This window comes from Streptomyces sp. MK7 (assembly GCF_032658145.1).
In the GTDB taxonomy this organism is placed as follows: domain Bacteria; phylum Actinomycetota; class Actinomycetes; order Streptomycetales; family Streptomycetaceae; genus Streptomyces; species Streptomyces spiralis.
In genome coordinates this window covers 124394-144795 of the sequence record NZ_JAVACL010000021.1, presented here as the reverse complement: position 1 = coordinate 144795, position 20402 = coordinate 124394, and the positions used below count along the sequence as shown (strand labels likewise).

Genomic DNA, 20402 nt, shown 5'->3' with positions numbered 1-20402 from the left:
CCCTGCGGTCCGTCTCGGCCCTGCGGCCGGCCGGGACCGTCTGGGTCCTGGCCTGGTGACGGGTCTGGCCGGCGCCTGGCAGACCGCACGGGTCGGTTCGGCCGGAGCACCCCGGTCCGAGCCTCGCCGACCGCCTGTCCGGCTCGTCTCCGCCGTCGGCCTCGGCCTCGGCCCGCGCTCCGCCGGCCGCCGGGCTTCGCCTCCGGCCGTCCGCGTCGGCATGTGTGCTTGTCCGTCAGGGCTCGCTCCCCGCCGCCGCTGCCGGCGCGAGCCGTGGCGTAGGCGTGGACCGCCCAGGGCGCGGACGTGGACCGGCAGAGGCCTGAGCCGGCAGGGCAGGTTGGCAGGGCAGGAACGGGCTGGTCGGCGCTGGCGTTCACCCGCCCGACGCCCCCGCATCTCCTTCCGATCCGGCCCCGACAGTTCACCTGAGGCCCCCGCCTCACACCTGCCTCCGAAGCCCCGTCGCACCTCCTCGCCAGAGGCCTTCGCCGCCCCCGCTCGGTGGCCGTTTCGGCAAGGCATCCGCTTTCTTTCGTTCTCGCTCTCGGCGTACGGGGTTCGGGAACTTCGCCAGGGGTCCGTGCGCTTGCATACAGTGGCAGGACCGGCAGGAGAAGGGCGGTTTGCGGACCGCCACCGCGATCGAAGGGACGTACATGCCCATGGGTCACACGGCCACAGCCGAGGCAGGCTCCGGCGGCCTGACAGCGACCGAGCACCGCCTGGCCAACGGTCTGCGCGTGGTGCTCTCCGAGGACCACCTGACCCCGGTCGCGGCGGTGTGCCTCTGGTACGACGTCGGCTCCCGCCACGAGGTCAAGGGACGGACCGGCCTGGCTCACCTTTTCGAGCACCTGATGTTCCAGGGCTCCGGCCAGGTGAAGGGGAACGGTCACTTCGAGCTGGTGCAGGGCGCCGGCGGCTCGCTCAACGGCACCACCAGCTTCGAGCGCACCAATTACTTCGAGACCATGCCCGCCCACCAGCTGGAGCTCGCCCTCTGGCTGGAGGCCGACCGCATGGGCTCCCTGCTCGCCGCCCTCGACGACGAGTCGATGGAGAACCAGCGGGACGTCGTGAAGAACGAACGCCGGCAGAGGTACGACAACGTCCCCTACGGCACCGCCTTCGAGAAGCTGACCGCCCTCGCCTACCCGGAGGGTCACCCGTACCACCACACGCCCATCGGTTCCATGGCGGACCTGGACGCGGCCACCCTGGAGGACGCCCGCGCGTTCTTCCGCACGTACTACGCCCCCAACAACGCCGTCCTCTCGGTCGTCGGCGACATCGACCCGCAGCAGACGCTGGCCTGGATCGAGAAGTACTTCGGCTCCATCCCGTCCCACGACGGCAAGCCCGCACCCCGCGACGGCTCGCTGCCCGAGATCATCGGCGACCAGCTGCGCGAGGTGATCGAGGAGGAGGTCCCGGCACGCGCCCTGATGGCCGCCTACCGGCTCCCGCACGACGGCACGCGCGCGTGCGACGCGGCCGACCTCGCGCTGACCATCCTGGGCGGCGGCGAGTCCTCCCGCCTCTACAACCGCCTGGTGCGCCGCGACCGCACCGCCGTCGCGGCCGGGTTCGGCCTGCTGCGGCTGGCCGGGGCGCCCTCCCTGGGCTGGCTGGACGTGAAGACCTCCGGTGACGTCGAGGTCCCGGTCATCGAGACCGCCATCGACGAGGAGCTCGCCCGGTTCGCCGAGGAGGGGCCCACGGCCGAGGAGATGGAGCGCGCCCAGGCCCAGCTCGAGCGCGAGTGGCTGGACCGGCTCGGCACGGTCGCGGGCCGCGCGGACGAGCTGTGCCGGTACGCGGTCCTCTTCGGCGACCCGCAGCTCGCCCTGACCGCCGTCAAGCGCGTCCTGGAGGTGACGCCCGAGGATGTCCAGGAGGTCGCCAAGGCGCGCCTGCGCCCCGACAACCGCGCGGTGCTCGTCTACGAGCCGACCACCGCCGACACGCCCGAAGCAGGCGACGCCCAGGACGAGGACGCCGCGGCCACCGACGACACCGAGGAGGCGGCGAAGTGACCGAGCTCGCCACGATGGACTTCCACCCCCAGCCCAAGGCGGGCGAGGCCAAGCCGTGGGCGTTCCCGGCGCCCGAGCGCGACACGCTGGACAACGGCATGACCGTCCTGCGCTGCCACCGCCCCGGCCAGCAGGTCGTCGCCGTCGAGGTGCTGCTGGACGCCCCCCTGGACGCCGAGCCGGCCGGCCTGGACGGTGTCGCCACGATCATGGCGCGGGCCTTCTCCGAGGGCACCGACAAGCACTCCGCCGAGGAGTTCGCCGCCGAGCTGGAGCGCGCCGGCGCCACCCTCGACACGCACGCCGACCACCCCGGCGTACGGCTCAGCCTGGAGGTCCCGGCTTCCCGCCTGGCCAAGGGACTCGGCCTGCTGGCCGACGCCCTCAGGGCGCCGGCGTTCGCCGACTCCGAGGTCGAGCGGCTGGTGCGCAACCGGCTCGACGAGATCCCGCACGAGCTGGCCAACCCCTCCCGTCGCGCCGCCATGGAGCTCTCCAAGGAGCTGTTCCCGGCCACCGCGCGCATGTCGCGCCCGCGCCAGGGCACCGAGGACACCGTCCGCGGCATCGACGCGGCGGCCGTACGCGCCTTCTACGACCGGCACGTCCGTCCCTCCACAGCCACCGCCGTGGTCGTCGGCGACCTCACCGGCATCGACCTCGACGAGCTGTTCGGCCAGACCCTGGGCGCCTGGACCGGCTCGCCGGCCAAGCCGCGGCCCGTGCCGGCGGTGCGCGCCGACGACACCGGCCGCGTGGTCATCGTGGACCGCCCCGGCGCCGTCCAGACCCAGCTGCTCATCGGCCGCATCGGCGCCGACCGGCACGACCGTGTGTGGCCCGCCCAGGTGCTCGGCACCTACTGCCTCGGCGGCACCCTCACCTCCCGTCTGGACCGCGTCCTGCGCGAGGAGAAGGGCTACACCTACGGTGTGCGGGCGTTCGGCCAGGTGCTGCGCTCGGCCCCCGACGGCTCGGGCGCCGCGATGCTCGCGATCAGCGGCTCGGTGGACACGCCGAACACCGGCCCGGCGCTGGACGACCTGTTCACGGTGCTGCGCAAGCTCGCCGCCGAGGGCCTCACCGACGCCGAGCGGGACGTCGCCGTGCAGAACCTCGTCGGTGTGGCGCCGCTCAAGTACGAGACGGCCGCCGCCGTGGCGAGCACGCTGGCCGACCAGGTCGAGCAGCACCTGCCCGACGACTACCAGGGGACGCTCTATCAGCAACTCGCCGCCACCGGCACGGTGGAGGCCACCGCGGCGGTCGTCAGCGCCTTTCCGGTGGACCGGCTGGTGACGATCCTCGTCGGTGACGCGGCGCAGATCGGGCAGCCCGTGGAGGCCCTGGGCATCGGCCGGGTGAGCGTCGTCGCGGCCGAGTAGCGGCCCTCGGGGACACCGTCCGGCAGCGGACGTGAGGCACGCGCGCGTGGGGCCCTGGTGACCGAAGCGTCGTCAGGGCCTCACGATGTCCGAATTGGGGGAGAGGTTGCCTGTCTGCCCTGTGGCATGCGCTACAAAAGTCCGGATCGGTTTGGGAACTGACAGCGCGCCCCTCTAGCGTCGGTCCGGCTGTTCGTCGGGCAGTGCGCCGCACCCGCGGCACCGGACAGCCATCGCCGAGTCCCCGTACGGCGCGAGCCAGGGGAGCCGGGGACCCACCCAGTCCCTGGGGTGAATCGGACACCCGCGCGCGCAGTGAGGGGTCCGTAGGAGACCTTCCTGCTCCGAACCCGTCAGCTAACCCGGTAGGCGAGAGGGAAGGAAAGGACCAGCCTCTACATGGCGTTCACGCGCGCCACCGGGAAGCATCGCCGCCCCAGCCGGATGCACCGCACCACCGCCCGCGCGGTGGGTGCCGCGGCGCTCACCACCACCGGAGTCCTCGGTACTCTCGCCGCCGCACCGGCCCTGGCCGCCGAGGTCCCCGCCCCCGAGGAGACCGGCCTGACCCCGGTCATCACCATCGGCGACAGCATCGCCGAAAAGATCGACGCCCAGGCCGCCGCCCAGCGGCAGGCCGCCGAGCAGAAGAAGGCCGAGGAGGCCGCGCGCCAGAAGGCCGCCGAGCTGGCGAAGAAGGAGCGCGAGGCCAAGGAGCGCGCCGCCCGCGAGGCCGAGCGCAAGCGCCTCAACGCCTTCGTGCCGCCGATCTCCGGCTCGTACGTCTCCACCGGCTACAAGGCCGGCGGCTCCCTGTGGTCCTCCGGCTCCCACACCGGCATCGACTTCCACGCCGCGAGCGGCACCTCCGTGCACGCCGTCGGCGTCGGCACCGTCGTCGAGACCGGCTGGGGCGGGGCGTACGGCAACCAGATCGTGATCAGGATGGCCGACGGCATGTACACCCAGTACGGCCACCTGTCGTCCATCGGCGTCTCGGTGGGCCAGAAGGTCGTCCCGGGCCAGCAGATAGGCCTGTCCGGCGCGACCGGCAACGTCACCGGACCGCACCTCCACTTCGAGGCCCGCACCACCCCGGACTACGGCTCCGACATCGACCCGGTCGCCTACCTCCGCAAGCACGGTGTGAACGTCTGAGCGACTCGCGCAGCCCTGCCCGAAAGCCCCGGCCGGTGAAGCCGGGGCTTTCGGCGTTCCGGGCGCGGCGCTGTCCAAAAAATATCCATGGATTCCGGCCCGCCGTCGGAAATTCCCGCTCACTGGAATAGAGTCACGGAACGGGCGTCCGGTGTGGCGCACAACGGGGATTCCGGCGGGATTCAGGCGGAGGTCGGTCATGCGTATTCCGGCGCACTCGGTGTGCACGGCGATCCGGGACGACATCGTCGCCGGAGTCCATGAGCGCGGCAGCCGGCTCACCGAGGAGGTCCTCGCCCGCCGCTACGGCGTCTCGCGGGTCCCCGTGCGAGAGGCCCTGCGCACCCTGGAGGCCGAGGGCTTCGTGGTGACCCGGCGGCACGCCGGGGCGTGCGTGGCGGAGCCCACCGAGCAGGAGGCCGCCGACCTGCTGGAGATGCGGCTGCTGCTGGAACCGCTGGCCGCCTCCCGGGCCGCCCAGCGCCGCACGGAGGCCCATCTGAAGGTGTTGCGCGGCCTGGTCAGGCTGGGGCAGGAGCGGGCCGCGAGCGGCGGCGGCGAGGAGCTGCGGTCCCTGGGGAGCTGGTTCCACGAGACGCTCACCCAGGCCTGCGACAGCCCGGCGCTCACCGCCATGCTGACCCAGCTGCGGCACAAGATCGCCTGGATGTACTCGGTGCCCGTCCCGGCCGACCCCGTGGAGTCCTGGGCCGAGCACGGTGCCATCGCCGACGCGGTGGCGCGCGGCGACGGCGAGCGCGCGCGGGCGCTGACCGCCCTGCACGCCGAGCGCGCGACCGCCGCCCACCGCGTGAGGACTTCGCAACGTCCCGTAAACACATCGGGAGCGCGGAATTAACGTGAGGGCCGTATACAAAGAGGGGAATTCGGAGTGGGGGTATTTGCCCTGCCCGTTTTCATGGACGGCTTTCAAGTGCGTCGGAATTTCGTTCGGAGCGTTGTGCGGTCGATTCGTCTGAGCCGATCCACTGCGTCGACCCTCCGAGCCGGTCTACCCGGCCGATCTGATGAGGCCGATCCGCGGCCGGTCCGCTCAGGGACGAGCCGGAAAAAGCGAAGCCGCGCCGCCCGGCCCGGGCGACGCGGCTTCGGTGCTCGAGACGCGACGTCAGCGCTCGATCGGACCGTCAGACCGTCTCGGGAAGCTCCTCGAGCCCCTCGGAGACCAGCTTGGCCAGCCGGTCCAGGGCGGCGTCCGCGCCCTCGGCGTCGGAGGCCAGGACGACCTCCTCGCCGCCCTGGGCGCCGAGGCCGAGGACGGCCAGCATGGAGGCGGCGTTGACGGGGCTGCCGTCGGCCTTGGCGATCGTCACGGGGACACCTGCGGCCGTGGCGGCCCGGACGAAGATGGAAGCGGGGCGGGCGTGGAGGCCCTCGGCCCAGCCGACGTTGACGCGGCGCTCAGCCATGTGATGCTGCCCTTCGGTGTATCAGGGTTGTCTAGACCAGTTTCCCACACGTGGAGCACGCCCGGAGCGGCACGGTGTCCCGTTCCGGAATGCGTCGGACCGCGGCCTCGATCCGATGGGTGTCCTTGCGCGGTTCCTCCACAGACTGCCTCGCGCCGTTGTCGGACGCTAGCCGTACTCTGGGCCCCATGCAGACCTCGTCGGACCGGCATGAGTATCCCGCCCACTGGGAGGCCGACGTGGTGCTGCGCGACGGCGGCACCGCACGGATCCGCCCCATCACCGCCCAGGACGCCGACCGCTTGGTCAGCTTCTACGAGCAGGTCTCGGACGAGTCCAAGTACTACCGCTTCTTCGCGCCCTATCCGCGTCTGTCCGCGAAGGACGTCCACCGCTTCACGCACCACGACTTTGTGGACAGGGTGGGACTCGCGGCCACGATCGGCGGCGAGTTCATCGCCACCGTACGCTATGACCGCGTCGGCGCCGGTGGCGTGCCCGCCTCCGCACCGGCCGACGAAGCGGAGGTCGCCTTCCTGGTGCAGGACGCCCACCAGGGGCGAGGAGTCGCCTCGGCCCTCCTGGAACACATCGCGGCCGTCGCCCGCGAGCGCGGCATCCGCCGCTTCACCGCCGAGGTGCTGCCCGCCAACACCAAGATGATCAAGGTGTTCACCGACGCCGGGTACACCCAGAAGCGCAGCTTCGAGGACGGCGTCGTACACCTGGAGTTCGGCATCGAGCCCACGGACCGCTCCCTGGCCGTGCAGCGCGCGCGGGAGCAGCGCGCCGAGGGGCGGTCGGTACGCCGCCTGCTGGTGCCCGGCTCGGTCGCCGTCATCGGGGTGGGCCGCACCCGCGGGGGCGTGGGCCGCAGCGTCCTGGACCACATCCGCGAGGCGGGGTTCACCGGCCGGCTGCACGCCGTGAACCGCGCCTTCGGCGAGGACCGGCGGGAGATCGACGGGGTGCCCGCCCACCGCTCGGTGCGGGAGATCGAAGGACCCGTGGACCTCGCGGTCGTGGCCGTACCGGCCGAGCAGGTCCCCGAGGTCGTCGCCGAGTGCGGCGAGCACGGTGTGCAGGGGCTCGTCGTGATCTCCGCGGGGTACGCGGAAAGCGGCCCCGAGGGGCGCGAGCGCCAGCGCGCACTCGTGCGGCACGCGCGCGCGTACGGCATGCGGATCATCGGGCCCAACGCCTTCGGGATCATCAACACCTCGCCGGACGTCCGGCTGAACGCCTCTCTCGCCCCCGAGATGCCCCGCCCGGGCCGCATCGGGATGTTCGCCCAGTCCGGGGCGATCGGTATCGCGCTGCTGTCCCGGCTGCACCGGCGCGGCGGCGGCGTGACCGGCGTCACGGGAGTGTCGACCTTCGTCTCGTCCGGCAACCGGGCGGACGTGTCCGGCAACGACGTCCTGCAGTACTGGTACGACGACCCCCACACCGACGTCGCCCTGATGTACCTGGAGTCCATCGGCAACCCGCGCAAGTTCACCCGGCTCGCCCGGCGCACGGCGGCGGCGAAGCCGCTGGTCGTGGTGCAGGGGCCCGGATCGGCCCCCCAGGGGCACACCGTGCGGGCGACACGGCTGCCGCACGCGACGGTCTCGGCCCTGCTGCGGCAGGCGGGCGTGATCCGCGTGGACACCATCACGGAACTGGTGGACACGGGGCTGCTGCTCGCCCGGCAGCCGCTCCCTCCCGGCCCACGGGTGGCGATCCTGGGCAACTCGGAGTCGCTGGGCGTACTGACGTACGACCGCTGTCTCGCCGAGGGCCTGCGCCCGCAGCCGCCGCAGGACCTGACGACGGCGGCGTCCGCGGAGGACTTCCGGTCGGCGCTGTCGCGGGCGCTCGAGGACGAGACGACCGACGCGGTGGTCGTGACCGCGATACCGGCGGTGGGGGAGGGCGCCGCCGAGGACGCGGCCCTCGCCGAGGCCCTCCGCTCGGCCGCGGAGGCGGCGCCCGGCAAGCCGGTCCTGGTCGTCCACGTCGAACTCGGCGGCCTCGCGGAGGCTCTCTCGGCGGCAGCCAGCACGGGCCCACAGGCCGGCGCGCCCGGCACGACCACCCAGCCCAGGACCGAGCCGCAGCCCGGCACGACCACCCACCCCAGGACCGTGCCCCAGCCGGGCACGACCACTCAGCCCGGCATCGAACCTCCGCCCAGCGCGGGCGCGCAGCCCGGGAGCGTCTCCCGGCCCGACCCGGGTCGCCGGTCCGGGACGGAGCCGTGGTTCGGTTCGGCCCCCCTGGATCACCTGGACCCCGAGACCTGCACGGGACCGAAAGCAGGCACGCACCCGAAGCCGAGTCCGGGCCCCCGGAGCATGCCCCCGGCGGCGGCAGCCGGACCCACGCCCGCCGCCACACCGGCAGCCCCGCCCTCCGGTAGCCCCTCCGCCACGGCTTCGGTGGCGGAGCCCGGTCCCGCGCGCCCCGGAGCGCGCTCCCTCCTCATCCCCGCCTATCCCGCCGCCGAGCGCGCCGTCCGGGCCCTCGCCGAAGCCGTCAGGTACGGCCAGTGGCGCCGGGAGGCCGCCGACCCGGGCAAGGTGCCCGAGTACGAGGACATCGACGAGAAGGGCGCCGCCGCGCTCATCGACGGCCTGCTCGCGCGCGGGCAGGGCCTCACGCTCGGCACGGAGGAGACCTGCGAGCTGCTCGGCCGCTACGGCATCCACGTCCGCCGGGCCATCCCCGCGCCCACCCCCGACAGCGCGGCGGAGGCCGCCCGCGCCCTCGGCTACCCCGTCGCCCTGAAGGCCACCGCACCGCATCTGCGCCACCGCGCCGACCTCGGCGGCGTCCGGCTGGACCTGGCCGACGAGGAGCAACTGCGCAGGGCCTACACCGAGTTGACAGAGCTGTTCGGGAAGCCGGAGGAACTGCGTCCGGTGGTGCAGACGATGGCCCCCCGGGGCGTCGACACCGTCGTACGGGCGGTCATCGACCCGGCGGCCGGCGCGGTGCTCTCCTTCGGGCTCGCCGGGGCCGCCTCCCAGCTGCTCGACGACATGGCCCATCGGCTGGTCCCGGTCACCGACCGCGAGGCCACCTCCATGATCCGGTCCATCCGGACGGCCCCCCTGCTGTTCGGCTGGCGCGGCTCCGCGCCGGTCGACACACCGGCCCTGGGGGAGCTGCTGCTGCGCGTGTCGCGGCTGGTCGACGACCACCCGGAGGTCGTCGCGGTCACCCTGGAGCCGGTCGTCGTCGCCCCGCGCGGGGCGAGCGTCCTCGGCGCGAGCGTCCGCCTCGCGCCGCCGCCCGCCCGCGACGACCTCGGCCCGCGCACGCTCCCGGCGTACTGAGCGGGATTCGCGGTACGGAGCGGGTTCCGCGGTACCGAGCGGTGCCTCGCAGTCAGTGCGCCCCCGTAGGATGGACGGCATGGCCAAGACCAGTACGACGACCCAGGGGCTGCGGGCGGCGATCGAGCGCAGCGGTTACTACCCGGCTCTCGTGGCCGAGGCGGTGGAGGCCGCCGTGGGCGGCGAGCCCATCCGGTCGTACCTGGTCCACCAGGAGACCACCTTCGACCAGAACGAGGTGCGCCGGCACGTGACGGTGCTGGTCCTCACCGGCAACCGGTTCATCGTCAGCCACACCGACGAGCAGGCCGCCGACAGCACCTCCCCGACGCCGTACGCCACCACGTCCACGGAGTCGGTCAAGATCGGCCGGATCTCGTCGGTCGTGGTCAGCCGGGTGGTGGCCAACCCGGAGCAGTACACGCCGGGCACCCTGCCCCGCGAGGTCGTGCTGACCATCGGCTGGGGCGCCGTCTCGCGCATCGACCTGGAACCCGCCGCGTGCGGCGACCCCAGCTGTGAGGCGGACCACGGCTACACGGGCAACTCGACGGCGGACGACCTGAGCCTGCGCGTCAGCGAGGCCGGGGACGGCCCCGAGACGGTGCGTCAGGCCCTGGCCTTCGCCCAGGCCATCTCCGAGGCCACCGCGGACCTGAGCCGCTGATGACACAGTCCACCGCCTGGGACCACCCCGAACCTCTGGCCGTAGAGTCCGCACCCGTCCCCGAGTACGGCTCCGGTTCCCTCGCCGACCTGCTGCCCACGCTGGCCGCGGGCATGGGCGTGCCGGACATGACGGCGGCGATCCCCGAGCTGGCCCCTGTCGACCGCGCCTGCGTCTTCCTGATCGACGGCCTGGGCTGGCAGCAGCTGCGGGCGCACCCGGAGGACGCGCCGTTCCTCACCTCGCTGCTGGGCAGCTCGCGCGGTGGCACCGGACGCCCGCTCACCGCCGGCTATCCCGCCACCACCGCGACCTCCCTCGCCTCCGTCGGCACCGGCCTGCCTCCGGGCGTGCACGGCCTGCCCGGCTACACGGTGCGCAACCCCGCCACCGGCGAGCTGATGAACCAGCTGCGCTGGCAGCCGTACAGCGAACCGCGCACCTGGCAGCCGTACCCCACGGTCTTCCAGCTGGCCCACCAGGCGGGTGTGCACGCGGCCCAGGTGTCCTCCCCGACCTTCGAGAACACGCCGCTGACGAGGGTCGCGCTCAGCGGCGGAACGTTCCTGGGGCGGCTGACCGGCGAGGACCGCATGGATCTCGCGGCCGAGCAGCTCGCGGCCGGCGACCGCGCGCTCGTCTACACGTACTACTCCGAGCTCGACGGCGCCGGCCACCGCTACGGCGTCGACTCCGACACCTGGCGCGGCCAGCTCATGGCCGTCGACCGGCTGGCCCAGCGCCTGGCCGAGCAGCTGCCGCCGCGCAGCGCGCTGTACGTCACCGCCGACCACGGCATGGTCGACATCCCGTTCGACGAGCAGCACCGCATCGACTTCGACGAGGACTGGGAGCTGCGCGCCGGCGTCGCCCTGCTCGGCGGCGAGGGACGCGCGCGGCACGTGTACGCCGTACCGGGCGCCGAGGGCGACGTGCTGACCTGCTGGCGCGAGGTGCTGGGCGAGCAGTTCTGGGTGGCCTCGCGTGACGAGGCGGTGGCTGCGGGCTGGTTCGGACCGCGGATCGACGACCGCGTGTACGCGCGGATCGGCGACGTGGTGGCGGCCGCCCGCGACGACGTGCTGCTCATTGCCTCGGAACGGGAACCGAAGGAATCGTCGATGGTGGGCAACCACGGTTCGATGACCCCTGCCGAACAGCTGGTCCCCTTGCTCCAAGTACGCTCCTGAACCCTCTCCCCGCGCCTCTCCTCAGCACCGCAGTATCCGCCGACCTCACCGAAAGGTGCCCGACCTCCCATGCCCGAGCTGGTGTTCTTCTCCGGAACTATGGACTGCGGGAAGTCGACACTGGCTCTCCAGATCGAGCACAACCGTTCGGCGCGTGGCCTGCAGGGCCTGATCTTCACGCGGGACGACCGGGCGGGCGAGGGCAAGCTGTCCTCACGCCTGGGTCTCGTCACGGACGCGGTGGAGGTCGAGGACGGCATGGATCTGTACGCCTACATCGTCGACCATCTCTCCCAGGGCGGACGCGCCGACTACGTGATCGCGGACGAGGCGCAGTTCCTGGGCCCGGAGCAGATCGACCAACTCGCACGCGTGGTCGACGACCTGGACGTCGACGTGTACGCCTTCGGTATCACGACCGACTTCCGCACCAAGCTGTTCCCCGGCTCCCAGCGCCTGGTCGAACTCGCCGACCGGGTCGAGGTGCTCCAGGTCGAGGCCCTGTGCTGGTGCGGCTCCCGCGCCACCCACAACGCCCGTACGGTCGGCGGGGTCATGGTCGTCGAGGGCGCGCAGGTGGTCGTCGGTGACGTCAACCACTCCGCGGACGAGATCGGCTACGAGGTTCTGTGCCGTCGGCACCATCGCCGCCGTATGACGGCCGCCTCGGCCCACGCCGCGGCACTGTCACCGGACGTCCTGCCGGTGTCACCCTCCTGAGGGACGCACCCGGTCAAGGCGAGTGACGGACCCGGTCGGCGTTACGGACCCGGTCGGCGCGACGGCGGTCGACGCGGGTGACGGGCACGGTCACCGTGCGCCGGAGACCAGCGCGAAGCGGGCGCCCTCGGGGTCCGCGACCATGGCCACGCGGCCGTGGGCGGTGTCCCGGGCGGGGGTCAGGACCTGCCCGCCGAGCCCGGTGAGGCGTTCGGTCGCGTCGTCGGTGTCGGCGACCTCGAAGTACGTCACCCAGTGCGGGCCGCGGTCACGGGGCAGGGTGTGGCCCACACCGTGGATCCCGGCGACCGCACGGCCGTCGAGGCACAGGGTCGCGTGGTCGAAGCCGGATCCGGACCCGGACCCAGACCCGGATCCGGATCCGTTTCCGGAGTCCGCCTCGGTGGTGGACGCCGACGACCGCTGGACCTCGTAACCGAACACCGTCTCGTAGAACTTGGCGACGGTGGCGGTCTCGAAGGTGCGCAGCTCGTTCCAGACAGGTGTTCCGGGTACACCGCCGAGGCCCGTGCCGAGGTGCGCGGCGGCCTGCCACACGCCGAAGACCGCGCCCGAGGGATCGGAGCCGATCGCCAGGCGTCCGGCGTCGCCCGCGTCCAGCGGCCCCACCCCGATCGTGCCGCCGCACAGCCGTACCGTTTCGGCCGTCAGATCCACGTCGTCCGAGGCGAGATACGGTGTCCAGGTGATGGGCAGATAGCGGTCCGGCGGCAGCTGGCCGATGCCCGCCACCTCCCGCCCGTCCAGCAGGGCCCGCACATAGGGGCCGAGCTGGTGGGGGCCCGGCCGGAACTCCCAGCCGAAGAGCTCCCCGTAGAAGGTCTGGGTCGCGGCCATGCCGTGGACCATCAGGCTCACCCAGCAGGGCGTGCCGGGCGCGTACCGCGCGTGTGCCCGGCGGCTGTCGCCTGACGACTCCGGTGCCTCGGTCATCGTCACTCTCTTCTCGGCCTCGCGATGGCCGCGTCGATTCCGCTCCTCGGACCCGAGCCGATGCTCGCCCCGCCCAACAGCGGCTCCCTGCCCGGAGAATGCCCGTTCCGCGGTTTCCCGCGCGTTTCGGTGCGCTTGCCGACAGGTATCGATCGGCTGTACAGCATGTGGCCGATCCCATACGGGTCGTGACCGGACCTGTCCGGCCGAGCACATTAGTCGGACCTGGACGCGGCGGCCACCCCGTGCGCGAGGATGGTGACCATGAACGCCATCATCTCCGCATCCGACCTGGCGAGCGTCCTGGCGGGGCCGAACCCGCCGGTGCTGCTCGACGTCCGCTGGCAGCTCAGCGTGGCCAAGGCGGCCGGCGAGCCGCCCTTCGACGGGCGCGCCGTCCACGAGTCCGGGCACATCCCCGGAGCCGTCTACGTCGACCTGGACCGCGAACTGGCCTCCGCCCCGGGTTCGAACGGCCGTCATCCGCTGCCCGACGTCGAGGAGTTCGGCGCCACGATGCGCCGTGCGGGGGTCAGCGCCGGCCGGCCGGTCGTCGTGTACGACGGCGGACAGGGCTGGGCGGCGGCACGCGCGTGGTGGCTGCTGCGCTGGACGGGGCACCCCGACGTCCGGGTCCTGGACGGCGGGCTGGCCGCCTGGGAGGGGCCGCTGGAGACCGCGGTGCCCGAGCCGGCCGAGGGCGACTTCTCACCGGCGCCGGGCGCCGTGGCGCTGCTCGACGCCGATGGGGCCGCGGCGCTGGCCCGGTCCGGGGTGCTCTTCGACGCGCGCGCGGGGGAGCGGTACCGCGGCGAGGTGGAGCCGATCGACCCGGTGGGCGGCCACATCCCGGGAGCGGTCTCGGCGCCGACGACGGAGAACGTCGGTCCGGACGGGCGCTTCCTGCCCGCGGCCGAACTCCAGGCACGGTTCAAGGCGCTGGGCGCGGCCGAAGGCAAGGACGTGGGCGTCTACTGCGGTTCGGGCGTCTCCGCGGCGCACGAGGCCCTGGCGCTGGCCGTGGCGGGGATTCCGGCGGCCCTGTACGTCGGCTCGTGGTCGGAGTGGTCCGCGGACCCGTCCCGTCCGGTGGCGGTAGGACCGGACCCGCAGTAGACCGGACGAGCGGACGACCGGACGACCGTCCGATCAGAGGATCAGACGGGTCGTGCGGGCCACCGGCACCAGCGGGAGGAGTGCCCGGCCGTCGGCCGAGCCTGCGTTCGGGTACCCCGGGAGGAGGATCTCCTGGCCTGGTGGTTGACCGGCGTGCGGGCAACCACCGGAAGGCCCCCGACAGGCGTGCGGGCAACCGGCGAAAGGCCCCCGACCGGCGTGCGGGCAACGCGAGGGAGAGGGACGCCCGGGCGGGGCGTCCCTCTCCCTCGCGTCGCGTCGTACGGCGCGCCGCCTGCGCCGCCTGTCGCTGCTCCTACTCCTGCTTCTTGCGGCGGGTGCCGAACACGATTTCGTCCCAGCTCGGGACGGCGGCGCGGCGGCCGGGGCGGACGCCGTCCGCCTCGGCCTGACGGTCGGTGGCGCCGATGAGCCGGTCGCGGTGGCTGCCGACGGAGCGCGGCATGAGCACGTCCGCGTAGGCGGATCCGGCGCCGGCGGAGGCCGCCGGGGCGGGGGGTTCCTCCACCGCCGCTTCCTGGTCGGGTTCCTCCGCGGGTTCCGGTGCGCGCTCGGGTACCACGAGGTCGCCGCGGAAGCTCGGCACCGCCTCCAGCAGGCTGGTCAGCGAGTCGCGTTCGCCCGTGCTCTCCTCGGCCGGCTCCAGCGCCTGCGCCGGCAGTGCGGGACGGTCCCGGTCGAAGGAGCGGTCGCGCGGCAGCCGGGCGATGCGCGGCACGAACGGGAAGCTCGGCTCGGGGGCCCCGAGGTCGTCGGACTCCCCGATCAGGGCGCGCGCCTCGTCGTCGACGGCCTGCACCAGGCGCCGCGGCGGGTCGTACGTCCAGCTCGCCGAGTGCGGTTCGCCCGCGACCCGGTAGACCAGCAGGACCTCCCAGGTGCCGTCGTCGCGGCGCCACGAGTCCCACTGGACGGTGTCCTTCTCTGCGCCGCGCAGCAACAGCCGCTCCTGGACGGCCTCGCCGAGCAGCGGGCCGGAGTTCTCGCCGGGGCGGCGGACCGGGGTCTTGCGGGCCCGCTCGGCCATGAAGGCGCGCTCGGCGAGCACGGGGCCCTCGAAGCGCCGTACCCGGTCCACGGGGATGCCGGCGAGCTGGGCGACCTCTTCCGCGGTCGCACCGGCTCGTATCCGCGCCTGGATGTCACGGGGGCGGAGATGGCTCTCCACCTCGATCTCGATCTGGCCGAGGCGGGGACGGTCGCCGCGCACGGCGGCGCGGAGCCGTTCGTCGATCGGAAGCGTGTACTCCGTGCTGTCCGCAGCCTTCAGCACCAGCCGTGTGCCGTCATTGGAGACGGCCACGACACGCAGTTCGGGCATGGGGACCTCCCGGGTGGTGCCTGCCGACGTCACGTGCGTCGCTGCTTCCGCTAGTCGAGTGTGGCCTGCCCGGGTGCAGCCTGCCACAACCTTGCCGAGTTGCCCGGCGTGTCGGGCGCGGGCCCTGGACCGCCGTTATGGCACGGTTACCTGTTCACAACGCTCAGTGACCAACTCCGTCACCCTGTGCGACCAGCCCCCTCCCGGCGGTCCAGCAAGGCCCCGGACGCCCTGGCGGGAGACCGGACCCAGGGCTCGCAACAGTACTCCATTTGGACCAGGTGCGTGGATTGGCGCGCCGTCCAACTTCTGGCAAGGGACGGGACTTGGCCCTCCCTGACCGGTTTCCTCGATCATGAACGTGGCGTACTTCACGTATTCACCAGAAACGGAACTAACGGTTCCGTCCGTACGTCCCTTTCTCGTGCAGTCGGCCGATCGCGTCCCGAAGGGCCGGCTGTGCTCGATCATGTGCGGGAGAGGCAGGCAAGGTCCGGGTATGCGTGAAAGGCCCGACAACGGTGGCGTGCGGAGCGCGGGTGAGGGGGTGACGAAGAAGAAGCGGATCGACCTGAGCGTGCCTCAGGTCGCGGGCAGCGCCGTCGCTGCGGTGGTGGCCGCGAAGCTGGCCTCCTACTTCGGCGTCTACGGCACGATCCTCGGGGCCGGTGTCGTCAGTGTCGTCGCCACCTGCGGCGGCTCGGTCTTCCAGCACTTCTTCCGGCGCACCGGCGAACACCTCCGCGACGCGACGGCCGCCTCGTCCAGACCGGTCCCGGCGTCCGTCCACGGCGGCCGGACACCGCTGCTCCCGGGGGAGTTCACACCCGGCACCGTCTACCGGGCCCGGGTCAGGAGCTGGAAGCGGCCCGTGGTCGCGGCCGCTCTCGTCTTCGGGGTCACCATGGCCGGCATCACCGCCTACGAACTGGTGTCGGGCGACAGCTTCAGCGGCGGGAAGGGTACGACCGTCGGCGACGCCGTGACCGGCCGGCGCGCGCCGTCCTCCCCGTCCGGCCCGGCCGGCGACCGGACGCCGGTTCCGTCCGACTCGCGGACCGCACCGGCCGGGACCGGTGACGGCACGTCCCCGCACGGGGGCGGTTCCGGCCGCGGGGACGGCGATACGGCGGTGAGCCCGTCGCCGACCGCGGACGCCACCGGAGGCACCGGCAGCGGCGGCGAGAGCACCGGAACCCCGGAGACGGGGAGCACGGCCGGAACCGGCGCCCCGGACCCGGCGCCCAGCGCGTCCGCTACGACCCCAGAACCCTCCGCAAGTAGTCGTTCTGGAACAGACGTTCAGGATCCAGCCGGTCCCGCAGCGCCGTGAACTCGCCGAAGCGCGGATAGACCCCGGCGAAGTACTCCGCGTCCCTGGTGTGGATCTTGCCCCAGTGCGGCCGGCCCTCGTGCGCGGTGAAGATCCGCTCCGCGGCGGTGAAGTACCGCTGGTAGGGAGTGCCCCGGAACATGTGGACCGCGACGTACGCGCTCTCCCGGCCCGAGGCGGTGGACAGGGTGATGTCGTCGGCGGGCGCGGTGCGCACCTCCACCGGGAAGCTCACCCGCAGACCGGAGCGGTCCACCATCGCCTTCAGCTCGCGCAGGGTGTCGGGCAGGGCCGCGCGCGGGACGGCGTACTCCATCTCCACGAACCGCACCCGGCGCGGGGAGGTGAAGACCTTGTAGGGGATGTCGGTGTACGTCCGCGCGGACAGTGCCCGGCTGGAGACCCGGGCGATCGCGGGGATGGTGGCGGGCGCCGCGCGGCCCACCCAGTTGGCGACCTGGAAGACGCCGTTGGAGAGGAACTCGTCCTCGAACCAGCCGGCCAGCTGCCCCACCGGTGCCTCGGGACCGGCGCTGCGGTTGTTGCGCTTGGTGTTGGTGCTGCCGGTGTGCGGGAACCAATAGAACTCGAAGTGCTCGTTCTCCGCCCAGAGCTGGTCGAACTCGGCGAGCACCTTCTCCAGAGGCATCGGCTCCTCGCGGGCGGTGAGCAGGAAGAGCGGCTCGACGGCGAAGGTGATCGCCGTGACGATGCCCAGCGCGCCCATGCCGATCCGCGCGGCCGCGAAGACCTCGGGGTTCTCCTTGTCGGAGCAGGTGAGCATCGAGCCGTCCGCCGTCACCAGCTCCAGGCCTTTGATCTGGGCCGCGATCGACGCGGACTCCCGGCCGGTGCCGTGGGTGCCGGTGCTGGTGGCCCCGGACACCGTCTGCTCCATGATGTCGCCCATGTTGGTGAGGGACAGGCCCTCCCGCGCGAGCGCCATGTTGAGCCTCTTGAGCGGTGTGCCGGCCTCCACCGTGACCGTCATGGCGTCGCGGTCGATGGTGCGGATGCCCGTCAAGAGTTGAGGACGGATCAAGACGCCGTCGGTGGCGGCGATGGACGTGAAGGAGTGACCCGTACCGACGGCCTTCACCTTCAGGCCGTCCTCGGCGGCCCGCCGGACCGCGGCCGCCAGTTCCTCGACCGAGGCGGGTGCGACCTCCCGCGCGGGACGGGCACCGACGTTGCCGCCCCAGTTACGCCACGTGCCGTTCTTCGCGCTCGCTGTGCTGCTCAACGGAGCCTCCCCGACCCGGAGCCGGCCTGCTGAGCCGGCGGTACCCGAGGAAACCCACCGCGACCGCGACGGCCCCGGACACCGCCGGGACCCCGTACCCGGCCCGCGCACCGGCCGCGTCGATCACCCAGCCGGCCACCGACGAACCGAACGCCACGCCGACCGCGAGTCCGGTGCTCACCCAGGTCATGCCCTCGGTCAGGTGCGCGCGTGGTACGTGCTCCTCGACGAGGGCCATCGTCGTGATCATGGTGGGAGCGACGGACAGGCCCGCGACGAACAGCGCCACGGCCAGAAACAGCAGGTTTCCGACCAGTAGGAGGGGGATCATACTCACGGCCATCGCACATATGCCCAGCGCCCAGCGACGGGCGGGCGCCCCGGACGGCCGCAGCAGGCCGAAGAGCACGCCCGCCGTGCAGGAGCCCGCCGCGTACAGCGCGAGCACGACGCTCGCCGCGCTCTTGTGTCCCCGTTCGTCGGCGAACGCCACGGTGACCACGTCGACCGCGCCGAAGATCGACCCCGTCGCCACGAACGTGGCCACCAGCACCTGCAGCCCGCGCGAGCGCAGCGCCGAGCCGCCGCCGTGGTGCTCGCGCGGGTGCGGCGCGGGCTCCGTCGCCCGCTGCGCGGTCAGCCAGAAGACCCCCACGGCCAGGAAGCACCCGGCGAGCAGCGGCCCCGCCTCCGGGAACCAGGCCGTGGACAGGCCGATGGAGACGATCGGTCCGAAGATGAAGCAGACCTCGTCGACCACCGACTCGAACGAATAGGCGGTGTGCAGCTGCGGGGTTCCCCGGTACAGCGCCGCCCAGCGCGCACGGACCATCGCGCCCAGGGACGGCACCGAACCGATCCCGGCGGCGCACACGAACAGCACCCAGTCCGGCCACCGGAAGTACGCGGCGAGCAGCAGCCCCGCCGCCGCGTTCAGCGCGACCAGCGTGGCCGGCCGCAGCACGCGGCGCTGCCCGTACCGGTCGACCAGCCGCGAGATCTGCGGCCCGAGCGCGGCGGCGGCCAGCGCGATGGTGGCCGAGAGCGCGCCCGCGAGCCCGTAGCGCCCGGTGAGCTGGGAGATCATCGTGACCACGCCGATGCCCATCATCGACAGCGGCATACGGCCGATGAACCCCGCGGCGGAGAAGCCCTTGGAGCCTGGGGCGGCGAACAGGGCGCGATAGGGGCTGGGCAAGGGAGGTCTCCGGGGTGCGGTGAGGCCGGGCTGCGGTAAGGCGCGTAGGTAGCCGATACAGCTTACGGATTCGATGACGCCGCTGCACACGCTCATGAAGCGGCCCCGACGCACACGCCCATGCGGGTCGGGATCCCGGCTGTCAGCGCCGGGTGGCAGGATCGAGACATGCCAGACGCGCTCGATGCCACCCCGTACGACGCCCTGCTCCTGCTCTCGTTCGGCGGCCCGGAGGGGCCGGACGACGTGGTCCCGTTCCTGGAGAACGTGACACGCGGGCGCGGCATCCCGAAGGAACGCCTGAAGGAAGTCGGGCAGCACTACTTCCTGTTCGGCGGCGTCAGCCCCATCAACGACCAGAACCGCGCCCTGCTGGACGCCCTCCGCAAGGACTTCGCCGACCACGGCCTGGACCTGCCGGTCTACTGGGGCAACCGCAACTGGGCGCCCTACCTCACCGACACCCTGCGGGACATGGTCCGTGACGGCCGCCGCCGCATCCTGGTCCTGGCCACCAGTGCCTACGCCTCCTACTCGGGCTGCCGCCAGTACCGCGAGAACCTCGCCGGCTCGCTCGCCGCCCTGGAGGCCGAGGGCCTGGAGCTGCCCAGGATCGACAAGCTGCGGCACTACTTCAACCACCCCGGCTTCGTCGAACCCATGATCGAGGGCGTGCTGGAATCCCTCGCCGATCTCCCCGAGGACGTCCGCGACGGCGCCCACATCGCCTTCACCACCCACTCGATCCCGACCTCGGCCGCCGACACCTCCGGCCCCGTCGGCGACCACGGAGACGGCGGGGCCTACGTCAGCCAGCACCTGGACGTGGCCCGGCTGATCGCCGACGCGGTCCGCGAGCGCACCGGCGTCGACCACCCCTGGCAGCTCGTCTACCAGTCCCGCTCCGGCGCCCCGCACATCCCGTGGCTGGAACCCGACATCTGCGACCACCTGGAGGACCGCCACACCGCAGGTGCCCCGGCGGTCGTCATGGCGCCCATCGGCTTCGTCTCGGACCACATGGAGGTCCTCTACGACCTCGACACGGAGGCCAAGGCCAAGGCCGAGGAACTGGGCCTGCCGGTGCGCCGCTCGGCCACGGTCGGCGCCGACCCGAGGTTCGCCGCCGCGGTCCGCGACCTGATCCTGGAGCGCGCCCGCACGGAACGCGGCCAGGAGGCCACGCCGTGCGCCCTGGGCACCCTGGGCGCGAGCCACGACGTCTGCCCGGTGGGCTGCTGCCCGGCCCGCGCCCCGCGCCCCGCCGCCGCGGGCGCCGACAGCCCGTACGCGTGAGGACCACA

The 20402-nt window shown here is 72.8% G+C and carries 16 protein-coding genes and 1 riboswitch; of the genes, 11 read left to right on the top strand and 5 right to left on the bottom strand.

Annotated features, from left to right (window positions below):
* Positions 1-665 precede the first annotated feature (665 nt).
* The 4 genes from R2S09_RS23015 (at position 666) to R2S09_RS23000 (ending at position 5441) form a co-directional block, all read left to right on the top strand.
* Positions 666-2039, top strand: a complete 1374-nt coding sequence (locus R2S09_RS23015; RefSeq protein ID WP_306189870.1) for a pitrilysin family protein — start codon at positions 666-668, stop codon at positions 2037-2039.
* Entirely contained in the window at positions 2036-3424 is a 1389-nt protein-coding gene (locus R2S09_RS23010) for a pitrilysin family protein (RefSeq protein ID WP_316742964.1), read from the top strand. Before R2S09_RS23015 ends, R2S09_RS23010 begins: the two co-directional genes overlap by 4 nt.
* Before the next feature lie 224 nt (positions 3425-3648).
* Positions 3649-3811, top strand: a riboswitch (cyclic di-AMP (ydaO/yuaA leader).
* Between the two features lie 12 nt (positions 3812-3823).
* Positions 3824-4582: a M23 family metallopeptidase gene (locus R2S09_RS23005; protein WP_306189784.1), complete on the top strand. Its 759-nt coding sequence runs from the start codon at positions 3824-3826 to the stop codon at positions 4580-4582.
* 199 nt (positions 4583-4781) lie between these two features.
* Positions 4782-5441 carry a GntR family transcriptional regulator gene (locus tag R2S09_RS23000; RefSeq protein ID WP_306189783.1) on the top strand — a complete coding sequence of 220 codons (660 nt, stop codon included), beginning with the start codon at positions 4782-4784 and terminating at the stop codon, positions 5439-5441.
* A 289-nt stretch (positions 5442-5730) separates the two neighbouring features.
* Here R2S09_RS23000 and R2S09_RS22995 read toward each other — a convergent pair whose 3' ends face one another.
* A complete protein-coding gene (locus R2S09_RS22995; protein ID WP_306189782.1) occupies positions 5731-6012 on the bottom strand; it encodes an HPr family phosphocarrier protein in 282 nt (93 codons plus the stop codon).
* A gap of 188 nt (positions 6013-6200) precedes the next feature.
* Between R2S09_RS22995 and R2S09_RS22990 the strand changes: the two genes are divergently transcribed.
* The 4 genes from R2S09_RS22990 (at position 6201) to R2S09_RS22975 (ending at position 11912) form a co-directional block, all read left to right on the top strand.
* A complete protein-coding gene (locus tag R2S09_RS22990; protein ID WP_316742961.1) occupies positions 6201-9335 on the top strand; it encodes a GNAT family N-acetyltransferase in 3135 nt (1044 codons plus the stop codon).
* A gap of 70 nt (positions 9336-9405) precedes the next feature.
* Positions 9406-10002: a DUF5998 family protein gene (locus tag R2S09_RS22985; protein ID WP_306189869.1), complete on the top strand. Its 597-nt coding sequence runs from the start codon at positions 9406-9408 to the stop codon at positions 10000-10002.
* Positions 10002-11192 (top strand): alkaline phosphatase family protein, encoded by a 1191-nt coding sequence (locus tag R2S09_RS22980; RefSeq protein WP_306189779.1) that lies wholly within the window; start codon positions 10002-10004, stop codon positions 11190-11192. Before R2S09_RS22985 ends, R2S09_RS22980 begins: the two co-directional genes overlap by 1 nt.
* A gap of 69 nt (positions 11193-11261) precedes the next feature.
* Entirely contained in the window at positions 11262-11912 is a 651-nt protein-coding gene (locus tag R2S09_RS22975; protein WP_306189778.1) for a thymidine kinase, read from the top strand.
* Positions 11913-12002: 90 nt separating this feature from the next.
* On the opposite strand, the gene R2S09_RS22970 is transcribed toward R2S09_RS22975, so the two are convergent.
* The gene (locus tag R2S09_RS22970; protein WP_316742959.1) at positions 12003-12866 is read right to left on the bottom strand and encodes a VOC family protein; all 864 of its coding nucleotides are present in this window, start codon (positions 12864-12866) and stop codon (positions 12003-12005) included.
* Positions 12867-13130: 264 nt separating this feature from the next.
* Between R2S09_RS22970 and R2S09_RS22965 the strand changes: the two genes are divergently transcribed.
* The gene (locus R2S09_RS22965) at positions 13131-13982 is read left to right on the top strand and encodes a sulfurtransferase (RefSeq protein ID WP_316742958.1); all 852 of its coding nucleotides are present in this window, start codon (positions 13131-13133) and stop codon (positions 13980-13982) included.
* 316 nt (positions 13983-14298) lie between these two features.
* Here the strand turns inward: R2S09_RS22965 and sepH are convergent, their stop codons facing one another.
* Positions 14299-15324 (bottom strand): septation protein SepH, encoded by a 1026-nt coding sequence (gene sepH, locus R2S09_RS22960; protein WP_306189775.1) that lies wholly within the window; start codon positions 15322-15324, stop codon positions 14299-14301.
* 499 nt (positions 15325-15823) lie between these two features.
* Here sepH and R2S09_RS22955 point away from each other — a divergent pair, with 499 nt between their 5' ends.
* Entirely contained in the window at positions 15824-16657 is an 834-nt protein-coding gene (locus R2S09_RS22955) for a hypothetical protein (protein ID WP_316742956.1), read from the top strand.
* On the opposite strand, the gene R2S09_RS22950 is transcribed toward R2S09_RS22955, so the two are convergent.
* Both R2S09_RS22950 and R2S09_RS22945 read right to left on the bottom strand, forming a co-directional pair.
* Positions 16581-17900: a D-arabinono-1,4-lactone oxidase gene (locus tag R2S09_RS22950; RefSeq protein WP_316742954.1), complete on the bottom strand. Its 1320-nt coding sequence runs from the start codon at positions 17898-17900 to the stop codon at positions 16581-16583. The genes R2S09_RS22955 and R2S09_RS22950 overlap by 77 nt on opposite strands.
* A complete protein-coding gene (locus tag R2S09_RS22945) occupies positions 17860-19098 on the bottom strand; it encodes an MFS transporter (protein ID WP_306189772.1) in 1239 nt (412 codons plus the stop codon). Before R2S09_RS22945 ends, R2S09_RS22950 begins: the two co-directional genes overlap by 41 nt.
* A 168-nt stretch (positions 19099-19266) precedes the next feature.
* Between R2S09_RS22945 and R2S09_RS22940 the strand changes: the two genes are divergently transcribed.
* A complete protein-coding gene (locus R2S09_RS22940) occupies positions 19267-20394 on the top strand; it encodes a ferrochelatase (protein WP_306189770.1) in 1128 nt (375 codons plus the stop codon).
* The last annotated feature ends 8 nt before the right edge of the window (positions 20395-20402 follow it).